15 protein-coding genes, 1 pseudogene and 1 riboswitch are annotated in these 16,921 nt (G+C 59.9%); of the genes and pseudogenes, 12 read left to right on the plus strand and 4 right to left on the minus strand.

Features of this window, described 5'->3' with window-relative positions; translation table 11 throughout:
• The first annotated feature begins 200 nt into the window (after positions 1–200).
• The 3 genes and pseudogenes from EKN07_RS01375 (at position 201) to EKN07_RS12925 (ending at position 2,155) form a co-directional block, all read left to right on the plus strand.
• Complete coding sequence (locus tag EKN07_RS01375) at positions 201–650, plus strand: zinc ribbon domain-containing protein (RefSeq protein WP_108715476.1); 450 nt, start codon at positions 201–203, stop codon at positions 648–650.
• A 483-nt stretch (positions 651–1,133) separates the two neighbouring features.
• Positions 1,134–1,235, plus strand: a pseudogene (locus tag EKN07_RS12920) (hypothetical protein); the annotation flags it as partial.
• Positions 1,236–1,807: 572 nt separating this feature from the next.
• Positions 1,808–2,155: a DUF4143 domain-containing protein gene (locus tag EKN07_RS12925; protein WP_240611435.1), complete on the plus strand. Its 348-nt coding sequence runs from the start codon at positions 1,808–1,810 to the stop codon at positions 2,153–2,155.
• A gap of 424 nt (positions 2,156–2,579) precedes the next feature.
• Here EKN07_RS12925 and EKN07_RS01385 read toward each other — a convergent pair whose 3' ends face one another.
• From EKN07_RS01385 to EKN07_RS01395, 3 genes are read right to left on the minus strand one after another with little or no spacing between them, the layout of a single operon-like run.
• On the minus strand, positions 2,580–3,215 hold the full coding sequence (locus EKN07_RS01385; protein WP_126145476.1) for a response regulator transcription factor: 636 nt from the start codon (positions 3,213–3,215) through the stop codon (positions 2,580–2,582).
• Positions 3,212–4,780: a serine hydrolase gene (locus EKN07_RS01390; RefSeq protein ID WP_126145477.1), complete on the minus strand. Its 1,569-nt coding sequence runs from the start codon at positions 4,778–4,780 to the stop codon at positions 3,212–3,214. Before EKN07_RS01390 ends, EKN07_RS01385 begins: the two co-directional genes overlap by 4 nt.
• Positions 4,773–5,876: a histidine kinase gene (locus EKN07_RS01395; protein ID WP_126145478.1), complete on the minus strand. Its 1,104-nt coding sequence runs from the start codon at positions 5,874–5,876 to the stop codon at positions 4,773–4,775. The genes EKN07_RS01390 and EKN07_RS01395 overlap by 8 nt, the downstream gene beginning before the upstream one ends.
• A 134-nt stretch (positions 5,877–6,010) precedes the next feature.
• On the opposite strand from EKN07_RS01395, the gene EKN07_RS01400 reads away from it, so the two are divergent.
• From EKN07_RS01400 to EKN07_RS01410, 3 genes are read left to right on the plus strand one after another with little or no spacing between them, the layout of a single operon-like run.
• Entirely contained in the window at positions 6,011–6,994 is a 984-nt protein-coding gene (locus EKN07_RS01400; RefSeq protein ID WP_205647333.1) for an ABC transporter ATP-binding protein, read from the plus strand.
• A 1-nt stretch (position 6,995) separates the two neighbouring features.
• Positions 6,996–8,135 carry an ABC transporter permease gene (locus tag EKN07_RS01405; protein WP_126145479.1) on the plus strand — a complete coding sequence of 380 codons (1,140 nt, stop codon included), beginning with the start codon at positions 6,996–6,998 and terminating at the stop codon, positions 8,133–8,135.
• Positions 8,122–9,312, plus strand: a complete 1,191-nt coding sequence (locus tag EKN07_RS01410; RefSeq protein ID WP_126145480.1) for an ABC transporter permease — start codon at positions 8,122–8,124, stop codon at positions 9,310–9,312. Before EKN07_RS01405 ends, EKN07_RS01410 begins: the two co-directional genes overlap by 14 nt.
• 50 nt (positions 9,313–9,362) lie before the next feature.
• Here the strand turns inward: EKN07_RS01410 and EKN07_RS01415 are convergent, their stop codons facing one another.
• On the minus strand, positions 9,363–11,873 hold the full coding sequence (locus EKN07_RS01415) for a PEP/pyruvate-binding domain-containing protein (protein ID WP_126145481.1): 2,511 nt from the start codon (positions 11,871–11,873) through the stop codon (positions 9,363–9,365).
• 129 nt (positions 11,874–12,002) lie between these two features.
• On the opposite strand from EKN07_RS01415, the gene EKN07_RS01420 reads away from it, so the two are divergent.
• The 6 genes from EKN07_RS01420 to ribH all read left to right on the plus strand — a co-directional run bounded on the left by EKN07_RS01420 (position 12,003) and on the right by ribH (position 16,715).
• Complete coding sequence (locus EKN07_RS01420) at positions 12,003–12,581, plus strand: TetR family transcriptional regulator (protein WP_108715482.1); 579 nt, start codon at positions 12,003–12,005, stop codon at positions 12,579–12,581.
• 303 nt (positions 12,582–12,884) lie between these two features.
• Complete coding sequence (locus EKN07_RS12445) at positions 12,885–13,049, plus strand: hypothetical protein (protein WP_164505464.1); 165 nt, start codon at positions 12,885–12,887, stop codon at positions 13,047–13,049.
• On the plus strand, positions 13,037–13,378 hold the full coding sequence (locus EKN07_RS01425; RefSeq protein ID WP_126145482.1) for a cupin: 342 nt from the start codon (positions 13,037–13,039) through the stop codon (positions 13,376–13,378). The genes EKN07_RS12445 and EKN07_RS01425 overlap by 13 nt, the downstream gene beginning before the upstream one ends.
• A gap of 76 nt (positions 13,379–13,454) precedes the next feature.
• Positions 13,455–13,581, plus strand: a riboswitch (FMN riboswitch).
• Between the two features lie 98 nt (positions 13,582–13,679).
• Complete coding sequence (gene ribD / locus EKN07_RS01430; RefSeq protein ID WP_241228096.1) at positions 13,680–14,705, plus strand: bifunctional diaminohydroxyphosphoribosylaminopyrimidine deaminase/5-amino-6-(5-phosphoribosylamino)uracil reductase RibD; 1,026 nt, start codon at positions 13,680–13,682, stop codon at positions 14,703–14,705.
• An 8-nt stretch (positions 14,706–14,713) separates the two neighbouring features.
• Positions 14,714–16,225 (plus strand): GTP cyclohydrolase II, encoded by a 1,512-nt coding sequence (gene ribA / locus EKN07_RS01435; protein WP_126145483.1) that lies wholly within the window; start codon positions 14,714–14,716, stop codon positions 16,223–16,225.
• A complete protein-coding gene (ribH, locus tag EKN07_RS01440; protein ID WP_108715485.1) occupies positions 16,218–16,715 on the plus strand; it encodes a 6,7-dimethyl-8-ribityllumazine synthase in 498 nt (165 codons plus the stop codon). Before ribA ends, ribH begins: the two co-directional genes overlap by 8 nt.
• The last annotated feature ends 206 nt before the right edge of the window (positions 16,716–16,921 follow it).

Consider the following 16,921-nt stretch of genomic DNA (forward strand, 5'->3'; position numbering starts at 1 on the left):
GCTGGGCTTTCAGGTGGGGACTTGAAGGCACTCGCCCGCGACCGTGAAGGCACTCGTGTTTCGGTCGTGTCGCTGGCAGAAGCAACAGATTTCCGTCTCATCGCTGGCAGAAGCAACAGACGGTTGCTTGACGGCGCGGCGGTAACTGTGCTCTGGCTATACCAGGTCCGCCCGAAGGAGCGGCTGACAAGGAGGTTGAAATGTCTATTGGAGAAGCGATTGCGAAGGCGCGGACTGTCCGCGGGATGACCCAGAGCGATCTGGCCGATGAGGTCATGGTGACGCGGCAGGCGGTATCGCGATGGGAGACCGGTGCGACCACGCCGGGTGTCGATATGTGTAAATTATTGGCAAGAGCGTTGGACGTGCCGGTTACGACGCTTCTTGGGCTTCCGCCAGCGCCAAACTGCCAGAGCTGTGGCATGCCCATCCCGAAGCCGGAGCAGCATGGTGCCGAAGCCGATGGAACCCTCTCGCAGGATTACTGCGCCTGGTGCTACCAGGACGGCACTTTCGTCGGTGAAGAGACCATGGATGGGCTGATTGAGTTCAGCGCGCCTTATATGGCCGAAAGTACTGGAATCACAAACGACGAAGCCATCTCATATATGACGGCGGTACTACCGCATTTGCGCCGCTGGAAACAGTAGTGATGCGGGGGCGGCGTTTCGGCGTCGGCCCCCACAACAGTCCAACTGACACGACGATGTCGACAGTGTGACGGTCGGCGTCTCGGCGTCGGCCCCCACAACAGTCCAACTCGCACAGTGGAAACGGTCCAACTCACGCAATGAAAATCGTCCAACTCACGCAATGAAAACAGTCCAACTCACCCAATGAGGTACGCTTTTCCTTGAGTTACCAGTTGTATGTGACTGGAGGAGGGGACGGTGACTACGCGCTACATGAGTCGCGTCCCAGATGACGCATTAGCGGCTCTTCTTGCACACAGCGGAGCTGTTCAGGTCAGGGGGCCCAAATGGTGTGGAAAGACGGCGACCTGCTCGCAAGTCGCGGCAAGCGCCATTTACCTTCAGGATCCCGATCGTAGCTAGTCATATCTGGCGCTTGCCGATGCTAAGCCTTCCGCGTTGCTAGAGGGCGCAACTCCGCGCCTTATCGACGAATGGCAGATGGCGCCGCAACTGTGGGACGCGATTCGGTTTGCTGTTGATCGCAGGGGAGAACCGGGACAGTTTGTTCTGACCGGTTCGTCAACCCCCACGGTTACGAGCGCACATTCCGGTGTAGGACGAATCGCAGCCCTCACCATGCGAACGATGAGTCTCTTTGAATCAATGGAATCCAGCGGCAGTGTTTCCCTGGAAGCGGTTTTCGATGGCGACACCGAGATCGGTGGAGTTTCGCTGCTTGTTGTGGAAGGAATCGCGCGGGTTTTGTGCCGTGGAGGCTGGCCTGCCGCAGTTACGGCTGGCGATACGGTGCCAGTGGGTCGGTTAGCGCAAACGTACGTTGAGGGGCCTATTCGCTCTGATGTTGCACGCATGGATGGTGCACGTCGTAATTCAACGCGTATGCGCGCATTAGTGCGGTCATACGCACGGCATATATCCACCCAGGCTGCACAGGCAACAATTGCGGCGGACATGGCCGCCGACGATGCTTCTATCGCGCCGAACACGGTGCGCGACTATCTTGATGCACTAACTCGTGCTTACGTTATCGAGGACCTGGCCACTTGGAATTCGGCGTTGCGTTCCCGCACGGCGATTAGAACAAGTCCGACTCGGCATTTTGTTGATCCATCCATCGGCACTTCCGTGATGCGTTGGGCCCCGTCCATCTCATGGCAGATTTTGAAGCTTTCGGACTCCAATTCGAGTCACTGGTTGTGCGGGATTTGCGGATTTACGCAGAGTTCCTCGATGGTGCGCTTTTCCACTACCGTGACAAGACCGGATTGGAAGCCGATGCCGTTGTCGTGCTGGCTGATGGGCGCTGGGCGCCGCTCGAAGTGAAAATCGGCTCGCGTGAACTGGACGATGCAGCCAAGCGTTTGCGACGTCTGCGCGAACGCGTGGATACTCGCCGCATGGGAGAGCCGTCGTTCCTGGGTATCATCACTGCAGGTGTTACCGCCTATCGTCGGCCTGATGGCGTGCTTGTGATACCGCTGGCCTGCCGGTGCCCGTGAGTCTGCGCACTTGAAACATGAAGTATCCACGGCCCGTACCTGCCCCTTATTCACAGCGCGAGTCCGCACGCTGGCGGACACGCACCGGAAGCCCGCCGCTTTTGTGTCTCACACCATGTGAGGCCGCGCATTTGTGGACATGTACCTCCGTGGCGACACGAATCTCGGCGTGTGGGCACGAATCGCCCGTGTAGGGACAAGTCTCCCCGTGTGGGTCCGAGTCTCCCCCGTGCGGGCGCGAATCCCACCGCCCGTGTATGACCGACCTTGGGAAGGTCGTATGCCTTACGGCACCGGGTGGCGTTTGTCGCCTCCGCTCCGGCAGCCGACCGGTTAAGCGGCTCTTCCGGTTAAACCTGGTGGCACGAGCGGTAGTCAAGCCTGTCGGACCCGGCGGCAATCAAGCCTCCTGGCCCAGCGGTAATCAAACCTGCTGGCCCGAGCGATAATAGAGCACGGCGATCTGCGTTCTGTTCCGCAACCCCAGCTTGGCAAGTATGGAACTGATATGGTTGCGCACCGTTCCCTCGCTCATGAAAAGCGCCTGGGCAATCTCGGCATTATCTAAGCCCTCGCTCACAGCTTCTACTACCTCGTACTCACGATCAGTGAGGCAATCGAACTCCGAGGCGCGAGCCGAGCTTCCCGGTAACTTCACACGCAGCGCCGAACTCTCCAGCACCTCTCCTTCCAGAACACGCATTCCGGCCATCACGGAGCGTAAGGCGGGTGCGATTCGTGCGATGTCTTGTTTAATGAGGTAGCCGCGCGCACCCATATGCAGTGCGCGGACGATGTATTCGTCGTCAGCGAAAGTTGTAAGAAAAACAATGCGTGCCTGCGGGTCTATGGCCAGAATCTGCTCCGCCGCTTCGAGGCCATCGCCACCGGGCATTTGGATGTCCATGAGCAGCACGTCGGGCTTGTTTTGCGCGTAGAGCGTGACCGACTCCGGGCCATTGGCCCCTTGGGCAACGACGTCGATATCCTCTTGCGCCGAGAGGATCGTGCTCAGTGAGTCGGCAACAATAGGATCATCGTCAACGATGAGTATTCTCATGGTGTTCCCTCTCCGCTGGTGTTGTGGCTCGGATGAGTTCCGGTCCTCGAGGCCGTGTAGCGGCACGAATCAGTTCCCAGTTTCGAACTAGCGCCAGACTTCAAAGCACTGCTACTGCCGGGTATAAGCGCGAGTATACCGCTGATGCCACTGGCTGCGGCACCGGCACCGAGCACCGCGGCGGCCTCGGGTACGAAGCGCAAGAGCCACGGCCACGGTGTGGCGGAAAGCTTGCGCACGCCCGCTGCAAGTGATGCGGGTAGAAGGGCGTGGTAAGTCAGCTTTGCAGCTGTGCGTTTCGGTAGGGCACGTGCACCCGCCGCAGCACCACCGAGCAATGCGATATAGGTAGCGTTGAGCAGTACCTGCCGCGACCACTGGTTGGGGATGGGAAGAGGCGGCGCACCGACGAGGACGCGGACGATGTTGTCAGCGAGACGTTCCACCAGGGGTTGACGGACGAGGAAATCGCCGATGTTGACCAGGAGTGCGAAACCGAGCTGCAAGGCAGGCAATAACACGAATACCGTCGTTGAACCGGGCACTTTCCCAACATGCAGATGAACCCACTGATCGCGAAAGCGTTTGCGAATCCAGCCGAAGCCGTACTCACCGCTTTCCCCGAGCACGCCTGTAACCGCCGGGCTGCCATCTGCCGGTACAACGTCGTGAAGCATGCGATGCAGAGCCGTTGGGGATAGGAACCGCTGCCCGTTCGCGGCGCCGCCGTTTAGCAGCATGGAAAGAAAGCGGCCCGCATCGGCGGCGGAGGCGTATGTGGCGCCGGAAGGAGCTTGAATCCAGGAGTGCGCCCCGGCAGGAAAGTCTCGTACCGGCAAAGGAAAGCCGAATATGCTCACATGCCCCACTGGTTCGCGGGGTGACGGCAGGAAGGAACGGTGGGCCCGGCTTGCCTTTGTTGCCGAAACACCTCTCTCCGCACTGCGCTGACGCGCGGACGGCGTCGGGGTGGATATGCCGCATGAATCTGCACGCTTGTGCCCGCAGTCGGCTTCTGAGCGGGGTGACATTGCTGGGTGTGCCGTCTCTGGGCACCGGTTTTCAACTGTGCTGTCGGCCATGGCGAGCGGTGTGAGAATACGTTGCTGCAGGGCGCCGGAGAAGGAAACGCCCAGGGTTGCCTCAATCACCTGCCCGAGCAGATTGTAGTTCTGATTCGCGTAGCGAAAAGCGCGGCCTCGCGCCAGCCGCATGTGCCCCGGGGTGGCGTCGGTGGCAAGTCCACTGCAATGATGGGCGAGGTCGACGACGGTTACATCCTGCGGTACTCCTGCCTGCGGCAGATATTGCGTGATCGGTGTGTTGAGGTCAATCGTGCCTTCCTCGGCGAGTTGTAGCAGGAGCGCGGCCGTTAGCGACTTACTTGTGGAACCGAGTATTACCGGATCGTTTGCGCCGAGCCCGCCGTATTCGACGGTGAGTTTGGGGCCATCTGGTCCAACAAGCTGCACGACGCCGCCGGGAACAGCCGTGCGGCGAAAGGTCGCCAGGACGAGCTTTTTGAGGAGGCGCTCATGTTCCGAACCGAGCCGAGGACTAGTCATATGGCCTCTTCCTCTTTTGCTTGGGGATAGTAGCGAATACTGTGACCGGTGCGGTCTTGATCCGCAGCACACCTCCCAGCGACTCTACCCGCTCCCGCATGGAGCGCACGCCCATACCCTCGCTATGGTCGAGTCGATCCTTTTCGCCGACCGTACCATCGTTTTCGACGACCAATTGCCAGAAAGCAGGGTAGTCGGTGAGCTTGATCTGGACCGAGCGAGCGTGGCCGTGGCGTACTGCGTTTGTCAGAGCTTCGCGGGCCACGGCGATAAGTGACTGAGCGACGGTAGGAGGCGGGGATTCGTTCAGTGTGCAATCCACGACGACGTCGTCGATCCCGCAGCGCTGGCCGAGCAGATTCAAAGTGACGGGGAGATCAACACCCTCATCTGCCAACGTGTGCACGCTGCGACGCATGGAGCCGAGCGCCTCGTCGAGCGTAGAGCCGACGTCGTCAAGCTCGCCCACTATCGCGCCGTCGTCCTTGTGCACGATCTGCAGTGCCTTGACACGGAAAATCAGCCGCGTGAGCAGATGGCCCACATTGTCATGGATATCGCGGGCAATCCGCGTGCGCTCAGCAAGCGTGGCCGCGCGAGCCTCGTAATCCTGGGACTCCACAAGCCGCGCATTGGAATCCTGTAGCTCGCGCAGTCTTTCTTGTAGGTCATCGCGCGTGGCGAATAGACGCGCGCGAATGACGTCGACTTGCGCCGAGCGTACGGCGAGAGTCGCCGCCAATACATACACGACGACGTAGACGGCGGACTCGACCGGGCGGTGTACGAGGATAAGGGGATACGGGACCAGCGCGGGCAGCCATCTATACGCCTGGCGTGAGAGCACGGCGGTGCGGGTGAGATCGTAGAGGACAAGCGCCATTCCGGGAAGGGAGAGTGGTGAGAAACAGCTGGCGGCAAGGTATGCGAGTGCGCAGATGGCGGCGATACGGGTGCCTGCAAAAGAAGAACTGAAACCACTGAGCGCAAGTGCGCTAAGCAGCCAGCAGATCTGCTGCGCATAAGGCTGCCCGGAAAGCAGTAGAAGGACGATGCATCCGACGAAGATCGCCGTCTTATCTGCCAATGGTCCCATGAGGAGATTATACGAAGGCTACATACAACCCCTGACAAAACTCATGGCTGCAAGCAAATCCGATGACAGGTTTCACTCCTCCTTAACATATCTTCCCTGCAATGATCGAGACGGCAGAAAGGAAAGGAAGCGGCATGACCGACATGACCGATCAGACGGATAGCGCCCAAGCGGTGAGCGTTAACGGGTTGGTGAAGCGCTACGGCGAACTGTTAGCGGTTGATGGCCTGTCATTGGGAATCGCGCACGGTGAGATCTTCGGGCTCTTGGGCCCCAACGGCTCAGGTAAGACGACCACTATTAACTGCATCCTGCAGCTGCTGAAATATGATCGCGGCGAGATTGAAGTGTTCGGGCGTCCCATCCGCGCTACCTCCTACGATCTGAAACGGCGCATCGGCGTTGTGCCGCAGGAAGTAGCTGTTCTAGAGGAATTGACCGTACGAGAGAACATTGACGCCTTTTGCGCTCTGTACGTACCCGACCGGAAGAAAAGGCAACGCCTCGTGGGCGAGGCCATGGACTTCGTCGGTCTGGGGAAGTTCGCGAGGTTCCGGCCGAAGAAGCTCTCTGGGGGTCTGCTGCGGCGGCTCAATATCGCCTGCGGCATTGCCCATCGGCCGGACCTTATCGTGTTGGATGAGCCGACGGTTGCCGTAGACCCGCAGAGTCGCAACGCCATCCTCGATGGGATCAAGAACCTCAATGCGCAGGGCGTGACCGTCATTTATACGAGCCATTACATGGAGGAAGTCGAACAGCTTTGCACGCGCATCATGATCATGGATAGCGGGCGAGAGATTGCGAGTGGCACCAATAACGAACTGAAAGCCATGATCGGCGTCGGGGAGCGGATACGCGTCGAAGTTCTTCAGCCGGAGAATCCGCGCCAACCCACCCTCGATGCGGTGCGTCGCATCCAACATGTGCGCACGGTTGCATGGGAGGCGCCGGAGCTGCTTATCGAGTGTACAAACGGCACGCATAACCTGGCCGATGTGCTGGGAGTGTTGAGCGCGGAGGGTATCGCCTATGGGCGTATCACTTCCGAGCCGCCCACCCTCAATGATGTTTTCCTGGAACTGACCGGGCGAGAGCTACGCGACGAGGCGGCCTGATATGTGGGCGACTTGTGCATATCAAATACTGAATCTTCTGCGTTCGAAGATCACCTTGCTATGGACCATGGGCTTGCCCATTTCGCTGTCGTTGATCTTCATGGGCATGTTCTCGAATCTGGATCAGGTGTATCGGGCAGAACCAATCGCCATCGGCATCGTGCACGACGAGGACTTCGAGCAGGCACCCGGTCTGGACGAGATGGTCACAGCCCTCGCCACCGGGGATGACCAACTCATTACGGTGTCATTCCACGAGTCTGTAGAGGAGGCTGAGAAGGCGGCGAAGGACGACGACATCCTCGGCTACATCGCCGTGGATTCCAGAGTTCCAGTTCTACATCTCACGACGAGAGGGAACGGCACGAGTTCCGCCCTTGTGCTGCGCGCGGTTCTCGACTCGTATGTTCAAAAACAAGCCGAATATGCGGCGCTCGCTGCGCAGGGGCTCGACCCACAACAGCTTGTTACAGCGGAAGTTACGCGAGTCTTTACCGAGCGCACCCAGGTGACAAAGACGGTGGTCAAACCGGCAACTCGGTACTACTACGCTCTGCTGGCTTTCACCTGCGGAATGGGGGCTCTGATGGCCCTCGAAGCCGTGCGAAACGTTGCTGGCCGTTCCTCGGCCGTCGGAGCGCGGCGGACCCTGGCGGGCATTCCACGCTGGAAGGTGCTGCTTGGCACCATCGCCGGTGCCTGGATCTGCATGTTCGGGTGCATGATCGTGGTGTTCATGTTCCTGAAGTTCGTCGCAGGAGTGCAATTCGGCTCTCGGGCGGGTTGGCTAGTCCTTGCCATCGCACTGTCGAGTCTTATGACGTGCGCGGGTGGATCAGTACTTGGAACGATTCGGCAATGCGACCCAGGGATCGTCTCCGCAATAAGCTGCCTGCTGTCGTTGTTCACGGGCTTGTACGGAGATGCTTCCCAGCGTCTGGCCAATATGGTTGAGCAAGGTGCACCACTGGTGGCGCAAATGAACCCGCTGTGGCAGTCGACGCGCAGCTTCTTGTCTCTGCTCTATTACGACGAGATGGAGCCCTTCGTGCGCAGTTGCATGGTTATCTGTGCCATGGCGGGTGTCTTCTTTGTTATCGCATTGATCCGCATGAGGAGGATGAGCTATGAACGTCTTTAGAACATCAATGAAGGTTGCTGCGGCTCACCGCTTATACATTCTCATCTACCTCGTACTGTTGAGCTCCTTCGGCCTGTTCATCGGAAAAGTGCAGGGTGGAGAGAACCTCGAAAAGGAAGTTGTCGACACGCAGCAATACACGGTTGCCGTGATTGACAGAGACAATTCGGCAATTTCGCGCGGGCTCACCGCATATGTTGAATCGATGGGGGAGGTAACGGATCTTGAGGACACCCCTCGCTCCATTCAAGATGCGACGGCACAAGACTATATTTCGTACATCGTGATTATCCCCGCGGGATATGGCGATAGCCTTCGCGCCGCTGCGAGTGAACAAACGGAGGTTCCTCTCCTCGATACGGTCGTCAACTACCGCTCCGCCGCAGGTTCGCTTCTTGATACTCGCGTTAATGGCTACCTGGCGCAGGTCTACAACTATCTCTCGCTGGCGGGCAGCAGTCCCGAGCAGGCGATTGCGCTGGCCGATGAGGCGATAGCACAAAGCGCCGATGTAGAGCTTGTGACAGCGGATGATCCACCGCTTCCGAACGGCCTGCGCGTGTTCGCCGAGTTCTCCATGTACCCGATGGTTGCTTTTAGCGTGGTCGCCATCACCATTCTGTTGATCGCATTGAACCGACGTCCTGTCCGTTCACGCCTCTCCGCAGCGCCGCTGAGTGGTACCTCGCGTAACGTCAGCGTTATGTGGGCGTGTCTGATGGTGGGCTTCCTCGGCTGGCTATGGATCTCGGCTCTGGGACTGGTCTTTTTTGGACTTGATTCTCTCGCAACATCAGCGCCCTCAATTGGGGTTTTGGGTCTGGCGCTGTTCGCCGTGATGCTCAATGGCATTGCCATCGGCTTCCTGGTTGGCCAACTCGGCGGAGGAGATAATGCCGCCAACGCGGTCGCCAATATTGGCGGTATGACGATGTGCTTCCTGGGGGGAGCGTGGATACCGCTGGAGCTCATGCCAGACGGTCTGACCACCCTGGCGCGTTTCACCCCGGGCTACTGGGCCAACGAGGCGATTATGGGGGCATCCCAATCTGGTGCGGCGAGCACGGGAACGATACTCGGCTATGTCGGCCAATGTGGCGTATGTGCACTGTTTGCTGTTGCTATCTTCGCCGTCGCCCTCGCAATCGGGCGGTCACGTGCCCGCGCCTCGCTGTAGCTTCGTCATTTGCCCACGGAAAGAGCGAAAGCCCGCAGCTCTCGCTCGTCTCAGGAGGGACTGTGAGATGAAGGGGCTGCCGGATCTGTTATCGTCACGGTCCCGGCAGTGCCATCCACGAGCAGCTCCACACCGTCGGGCAGAGAAGTGGCGTTGCCGGTTCCGAGTACGGCGGGAATCCCGTACTCGCGGGCAACAATCGCCGCATGAGAAAGCGGACCACCGGAATCAGCGACGACGGCCGCCGCGACGGCGAATAGCGGCGTCCACGTTGGGTCGGTGTAGGGGCACACGAGGATATCCCCGGGCTGGAGCCGCGCAGCTTCGTCCGGCGAGTGGATGATTCGCGCCGGGCCGCAGGCGCGTCCGGAACTGGATGGTTGGCCACGTAGAGTGTGCAACTCGTCTAGTGTGCTGCCAACTTCGGGGTCGCCGCGATCCAGCCACACGGACTGTGCGGTGGGGCGCACTCGCTGACGCCTCGCGGCGAGTGAAGAGAGCTGCTTATCAGCGTCGTCGAGTGCCTGCTGCACCTCCTCCATGTACAGGAACCGGATATTTGCAGGATCGTCGAGTTGTCCGCGATCAGCGAGGCGGCGGCTGATCTCGTCCATACCCGCCCGGGCGACGCAGAAGAACTCTTCGAGCATGTAGGCTGTTCCTTCGCGGGCAATGTGGCGTGCTTGAAATCGCCGCGCATTCCTCTTCCAGAGGAAACGCAGCGGCCGTGGAAGCCGGGCGTTGATGAATCGGGCAGTGTTCTCGCCGCGGGTATGTGGCGGTGTGGACAATGCGGGTGTGTTCTGTGGAATCTGGACCGGGTTGCCCCGCAGTGTCGTTGCCAGCAGCGTGTAGAAGGAACCAGGATCCTCCCGCCAGGATCTATTTGAGAATGGCAGATAGAGACGAGTGCAGCGAGCGCCGTAGGAAGCGAGGAACTCATCGACAAGTTCTTGGAACTGTCGACCTCGTTTACTACCGCTCAGCACAGCCGGTAGCCGGTCGGAAGGTGTGCCTGTCAGAAGGGCTGTGAGACCAAATTCGCGTGCTTGCTGCGCCAAGAGGCTGATTTGCGCGGTCATCGCCGCCGTTTTGTACGGAACGCCGATGAGGAGCTCCTCCGGTGTAACCTGCGGGTTCGCATGTACCAATCGGATTAGGAGCGAGCAGATCGTCCGGTTGACCACCAAAGGAGCGTTGTAGTTGAGGAATCGACTGGCAGTCAGGCGTGAGCACTCCGCCAAGGAAAGGTGAACCAGGTCCATGACCTCGCGGTCGCTCATCTCGCGCAGGCGCGTGACTCGTTGGAGCATCGCATCAAGGCGCGAGCGCAGTCTTGATTCCTCGTGGGTCCAGCGTGCAGGGTCGTGCGACATTCCACGGTGAAATAGGACAGCCAAGCGTGCCGGCGTGGTGAGAGTTGGACGCGGCGCCGTCATACGAATGCGGATAACCCCGGTGCCCTCGCCGCGAATAAGGGCGGCGGCCGAATCGACTTTCAGCCCGGCTGCTCGCATGAGCTCTTGAATTGCGTCCTGTATTTGATGCACAGCGAACAGGTCAAGCGGGAATGGTGCGGGGTAGTGTTCAATCATGTCGTCACGCAGTACTTTGCTTAAACGCGCCGCAGCACGTTCGTTCCTTGAGACGACGGCTTCTGTTGCGGTGGTGATGGGCCGCGTTTGCAACAAATAGAGTTCCTCCCCGCAAAAGGCCCATTCAATATCCTGTCCGCAGCCGTAGTAGGCCTCGACTTGCTCGCCTAAACCCAACAGGCGCATGAGTTGCTTATCCGTAATGCTCTGTCGGCCTCGGTCCTGCTCCGGCACAGTCCGAGTGGTGGGTGGGCTGCCCGGGGAGGCGTCAATTCGTGTTTCCTTGCGGCCTATTTCTCGGGTGAGCACGCCGGGTGGTCGTCGGGCGAGGGTGAAGGTATCCGGTGTGACCAGACCCGTGACCACCGATTCGCCCAGTCCGTATGACGAGTTGACAAGCATTGTGTCTTCGCTGCCGGTGACGGGGTTCCGGGTGAAGAGCACGCCGGCCGTATCGGCGGGAACCATGGTCTGGACGACGACGGCGAGGGCGAGAGCGTCATCGGGTATTCCCTGCGTTTTGCGATAGGCAACGGCACGATCCGACCACAGTGAGGTCCAACACCTGCGAACGGCATAGAGTACGGCACTTTCTCCTATAACGCCCAAGAAAGTCTCTTGTTGACCCGCGAAACTCGCCTCCGCCAGGTCTTCAGCTGTCGCAGAGGAACGCACAGCAACCGGTGGGGAACCAAGAAGGCGGTACGCAGTGCAAATCGCCGTCTGCACGGTTGGTGGAATGACGCTCTCAAGGATGCGGTTGCGCGCAAGGGACGCCCTGCCTTTGGCGGCATCCTCCCGGATCTGCGCGGTACTGCTACCTAGAGTCTCTCGATAGGCGCGCGTCGTGATGCAGAATCCGCGGGGAACGGGAAAACCGGCACGAGCGCACTCCGCCAGATGCAACGCCTTACCACCTACGCGTTGTGCGTTACCCGCGTCCGCCTCGTCAAACCATGCGATCATATCCGCCTACCTCTATAGTCGTAGAGCCTTGGTGGAGATTCTATACTTATGGAGGTGCCTCGTCGAGATAAATTGCGAACTGATTCCGGGCGGGTTCTTATAGGAGCGGATTCCATGAGAGGACGGGAGATGAGTGATCGTCGCCGGCAGATTGCGGATGCGGGGATTCATATTCTGTCAGCACGAGGGGCCCGCGCACTTACGCATTTGAACGTCGACCGTGAGCTGGGCCTCGCAAATGGATCGACATCGTATTATGCGCGAACTCGCCGCGACTTGATCAAACTGGTTGTAGAACGATTGGCGGAGCGAACGGTGGAAGAGCTGTCGGTGGAGGTTGCGACAGCCGCATGGAATGTGGAGGACGAGCGGAGCGTGGCGGCTCGAGTAGCCACTGGTCTGGCACGCTCGGCTCGCCGTACGGAGGATCATCGGGCGAGGATATTACTACTCATGGAGTGTCGCTCCGATCCTGAACTCTACGATGCGCTGCTGCGAGGGACTTCGGTGCGCGAACACTTCAGCCGCGAGGTGCTTCCGTTTCTCCAGAGCTTGAATGTTGCGGACGTGGAAGAGCGCGCTGCGGATCTCGCTGCTCTTGTTGATGCTCTACTGATGCAACGTGTGATCCGCAATGCGCCGGTGGATGAGGAACTCATCATCTACTCCTTCCTCTCCGGCTTGTCGCGTGTTACTTCTGCCGACTAGCTGACAGTGAGCGATTACTACGCTGAGTGCGAAGAATTCGCCCACGATCTGGCTGCGATGTCGGCGATCTTCGGCTTTTCCGTATGCTACATTTGACGCTTTTGAATGGGGCAGGCCGACGTCGTCAAGCGCGGAACAGGCCTGACGCAAGAGAGGCGTCCGCGTTGCCTTCGGCTTCGGTGGCGACGTTCATGACGGGACATGTTGACAAACAATAATCATGAAACGCCTGACATGTAGCAAGGTCTCAACCTTGATACTATGGGCACCTGTGACCGGTCCTTGGGGTTGTTTGTAAGGCAGATGACACCAATCGATGTCGATACGGGCAGTCCCATCCGGTTGGCCTTGACAATGCTGCTTTCCGTGTCGGTAACCGTCGGCATGGTGGCGCGGCGAGGCGTGATAATAACGGATACGTTCACCTACGGCAGTAGATCACTGGAGGAGACAATATGGCCGATCTGATGAGGCAGGTTACTGACCACCTGGAGGCAGCGCAGTCTGCGGAAGACGGCCGCAGTGCGGAACTTGTCGCACGCGACGGCGTGCTGCGGCAAACGATCATTGCGCTGCGTTCGGGCACACGACTGCGCACACACAACTCGCCGCCGGCGGCGTCGTTGCAGGTCCTTGCCGGAAAGGTGCGAGTAGAAATTGGTGACGAGCTACAGGGAGAGTTCAAGACGGGTGAACTGTGGGTTCTGACCCACGAGCGTCACTCAGTGCTTGCGGTTGAGAACAGCGCGTTCCTATTGACGACGGTGACGTCGACAGGCGAAGGGTCGCACGCGTAGGTCCCGCTACGCATCTCTCGCGTGTCCGCTGAGCGGATGTAGTCGACAGACGGCGCAGGCACTGCCATACTAAAAGAGTCATGTCCCGGGGACGGTGAAACTCCGTACCGGCGGTGAGAGTCCGCGACCCAGCCCGGAAGGGCTGGCTGATCCGGTGAAATTCCGGAACCGACAGTAAGAGTCTGGATGGGAGGAACATGATGTGAGTCATGCACTCCAGCATGTCGTTCGGTCGTTGACTGGCGCACATGCGGGTGTCTCTCGCTTCCCCGGGTCGATGAGGACACCGGGAGGATGAGCTGTGAGCAGTGCCCTGTGGCGGGCCGATGAAGTGACTGCGATGCGCGGCGCGCTTAATGCCGCTTGCAAGGGCGTGCGTGGTGCGAATCCTCTCGTTGGTGCAAGCATCATTGTGGACCAGCAGATTGTAGCCACCGGTTACCACCATGGTGCGGGCACGGCGCACGCCGAGGTCGAAGCTATCACTCAGGCGCAAGCTGCAGGCTATGACCTACAGGGTGCGACGGCGGTTGTCACCCTCGAGCCCTGCAACCACACGGGGCGCACCGGGCCGTGCACGCGCGCGTTGATCGATGCCGGAATCGGCCGTGTTGTCTACGCGGTCGCAGACCCGCACCGGCAGGCGTCCGGTGGTGCGGACTACCTGCGACGCTCGGGCATCGATGTTGTCAGCGGGCTATGCGCCGATGAGGCACGCCAATTGAACCGGCGCTGGCTGCGCGCGATTACGGAGAACCGCCCCTTCGTGACGGCCAAAATCGCACAATCGATTGATGGATTCGTGGCAGCCGCAGATGGCAGTAGTCAGTGGATTACGGGTATGGAAGCACGCCACGCCGGGCACGAATTGCGTGCGCAGGCCGACGCGATACTGGTAGGTACCGGAACAGTTGCCGCGGACAATCCCCGATTGTCCGCCCGCAACGCGCATGGTGTCGAACGAGGGGCGCAGCCGCTTCGCGTGGTTATGGGGCATACCCCGGTTCCCTCGACAGCGGCGTTGCGGGACGGGCGCTGGTGCCAACTGCACACGCATAACCCACAGGAAGCGTTGGCGCAACTTGCAGCTCGGGGAATCGAACATGTGCTCGTAGAGGGTGGCCCGACTGTCACGACGGCCTTTATTGCGGCGGAACTCGTCGATTCCCTCGTCATCTACCAGGCACCCATATTCTTCGGAACCGGTAAGCGATCTGTCGGCGATCTGGGAATCGCTACGCTCGCCGCAGCCCATCGTTTCGTACTTGATACACCCCCCGAGCAGTGCGGCGACGACGTCGTGCTACATCTATCACCGACACAATAAGGAGAGCAATGGCGAAGGTATCCGCGCATAATCCCCGCGCCGAACGGCTCACCGGGGCCGATTCGCACAATAGGAACGCCACGGCTTCGCATTCCGAACAGGCTGAGAGCACACCTACCACTACGCCATTGCGCTGCGGTAACAGGATACGGGCCATTGACCAGGACTTCGCAGATATTCACCAGACAGTGGCGGCATTCGCCGCCGGGAGGCCGGTAGTCGTCGTCGATGACGAGAATCGCGAGAACGAAGGTGATCTGATCATTGCGGGGGCATTGGCCACTCCGGAAACCGTAGGTATGTTGGTTCGCTACACCTCGGGTCTCATATGTGCTCCGATTACCCGGGAGCGTGCCGAGGAGATGCAACTGCCGCTGATGGTAACCGACAGCGAAGATCCTAAGCGGACGGCATACACCGTCAGCTGCGACGCCCGATTCGGTACCTCGACCGGTATCAGCGCGCATGACCGCTGTGCGGCGGTGCGGGTTCTGGCCGATGAGACCGCGGGAGCCGATCAGTTGCAACGGCCCGGGCACGTGCTCCCACTTATTGCACGTCCGGGGGGAGTGCTTGAACGGGCCGGGCACACCGAGGCTGCCATTGACCTGTGCCGCCTGGCGGGCCTTCCACTGGCGGCCGCAATCGGGGAAGTCGTGCACGACGACGGGTCCATGATGCGGCTGGACGCCCTGCGCAGTTTCGCGGCCGAACATGGTCTGCAGATTATGACTATTGAACGCCTGCAACAGTACCTGCGCCTCGCCGAGAACACAGCATCCCACGGCCTGAACAATAGTGAGGCCGGTAGCACTGGGTACGCGAACGAAGCCGATTATGCGGGGGCTCCTCGTGACGCAGGCGTTCGGCTTCGCAGCGTGACGGACCCGGCTATGGAACCCGTGCGCGATGGTCTTCCTGCCGCCGAGCATTCGGGAACGGTTGAACTGCCGACCGACTTCGGCGCGTTCTCGGCCGAAGCCTGGGCACTGGAGGGGGCCGAGCATATCTCCCTGATAGCTCCATTGCCGGATACCACTGAGGCGCCGCTGGTCCGACTCCATTCTGAATGCGTGACCGGCGATGTGCTCGGATCGCATCGCTGCGACTGTGGCGAACAACTGCATGCGGCGCTTGCGAAGATTCACGCAGAGGGAGGCGTCCTCATCTATCTGCGGGATCACGAGGGGCGAGGTATCGGCCTTCTTAACAAACTGCGTGCCTATGAGCTGCAGCAGGCGGGGGCGGATACCGTCGATGCGAACGAAATGCTAGGACTGCCCGTGGATGCGCGCTCCTACACGGCTGCCGCTGCAATTCTGCGGGCGTTGGGAATCCAGCGTGTCCGCCTCTTGACGAACAACCCGGACAAGGTGACGGGATTGCGCGACGCCGGTATCGACGTCGTTGGCGTCGTTCCGCTTGAGGTTCCCGCTCGCCCCGAAAACATCCGCTATCTGCAGACCAAACGTGATCGCATGCACCACCTGTTGCATGTGGAAGGAGTACAGAATGTCTAATCAAGGGATGCCGCAGACGGCTCTATCACCCAGTGATGGGCGGCATGCTGACGGTAGTGCGATCCGTCTGGCAATTGTTGCGGCACAGTGGCATAAGCAAGTGATGGACGGATTGTTGGCAGGAGCACTGCGAGCTGCGTCTGATGCCGACATTAGGGCCGACGTGATCCGGGTGCCGGGCAGTTTCGAACTGCCGTTGGCGGCGCAGGCGGCAGCGGCTCGGCACGACGCCGTGGTCACCTTGGGCGTGGTTATTCGCGGTGGAACACCCCACTTCGACTACGTCTGCGACGCCGCAACCATTGGGTTGACGAATGTGGCGCTGCAAGAGAGCACCCCCATTGGTTTTGGAGTGCTCACGTGTGACACCGTGGAGCAGGCGTTGGATCGCGCCGGACTGGAGAACTCCTCGGAGGATAAGGGCTATGAGGCGACTGTCGCAGCGCTGCAGATGGTGCGGGTATTGGATGAGGCCTCGCGGGACGCCTAGCTGCTTGGGGCGATGGCGTAGCTGGTCGGGCGGCTGGCGGCGCGGTTGCTCAGGCTGGTGGTGTAGCTGGGCGGGCTGGTAGTGCGGCGAACTATTGTGCGCGATTTTCCTTGTCTAATTCGGTGCTTGATTCCGCTTGATATGCCGTTTTGTGCGGCGCTCCGCGGTTTTGCTGTGGCGAGAACGTAAAGTCGGGGAGGATAACC

Origin of the sequence: Actinobaculum sp. 352 (genome assembly GCF_003957265.1) — a bacterium.
Lineage (GTDB): Bacteria > Actinomycetota > Actinomycetes > Actinomycetales > Actinomycetaceae > Asp313.

Coding starts and splice junctions, on each gene's coding strand:
- EKN07_RS01405 (WP_126145479.1), top strand. CDS start 6,996: ATGTGGGCGACTTGTGCATATCAAATACTGAATCTTCTGCGTTCGAAG.
- EKN07_RS01410 (WP_126145480.1), top strand. CDS start 8,122: ATGAACGTCTTTAGAACATCAATGAAGGTTGCTGCGGCTCACCGCTTA.
- EKN07_RS12445 (WP_164505464.1), top strand. CDS start 12,885: ATGACACCAATCGATGTCGATACGGGCAGTCCCATCCGGTTGGCCTTG.
- EKN07_RS01385 (WP_126145476.1), bottom strand. CDS start 3,215: ATGAGAATACTCATCGTTGACGATGATCCTATTGTTGCCGACTCACTG.
- ribA (WP_126145483.1), top strand. CDS start 14,714: ATGGCGAAGGTATCCGCGCATAATCCCCGCGCCGAACGGCTCACCGGG.
- EKN07_RS01400 (WP_205647333.1), top strand. CDS start 6,011: ATGACCGACATGACCGATCAGACGGATAGCGCCCAAGCGGTGAGCGTT.
- EKN07_RS12925 (WP_240611435.1), top strand. CDS start 1,808: ATGGCAGATTTTGAAGCTTTCGGACTCCAATTCGAGTCACTGGTTGTG.
- EKN07_RS01375 (WP_108715476.1), top strand. CDS start 201: ATGTCTATTGGAGAAGCGATTGCGAAGGCGCGGACTGTCCGCGGGATG.
- EKN07_RS01395 (WP_126145478.1), bottom strand. CDS start 5,876: ATGGGACCATTGGCAGATAAGACGGCGATCTTCGTCGGATGCATCGTC.
- ribH (WP_108715485.1), top strand. CDS start 16,218: ATGTCTAATCAAGGGATGCCGCAGACGGCTCTATCACCCAGTGATGGG.
- EKN07_RS01425 (WP_126145482.1), top strand. CDS start 13,037: ATGGCCGATCTGATGAGGCAGGTTACTGACCACCTGGAGGCAGCGCAG.
- EKN07_RS01420 (WP_108715482.1), top strand. CDS start 12,003: ATGAGTGATCGTCGCCGGCAGATTGCGGATGCGGGGATTCATATTCTG.
- EKN07_RS01415 (WP_126145481.1), bottom strand. CDS start 11,873: ATGATCGCATGGTTTGACGAGGCGGACGCGGGTAACGCACAACGCGTA.
- EKN07_RS01390 (WP_126145477.1), bottom strand. CDS start 4,780: ATGACTAGTCCTCGGCTCGGTTCGGAACATGAGCGCCTCCTCAAAAAG.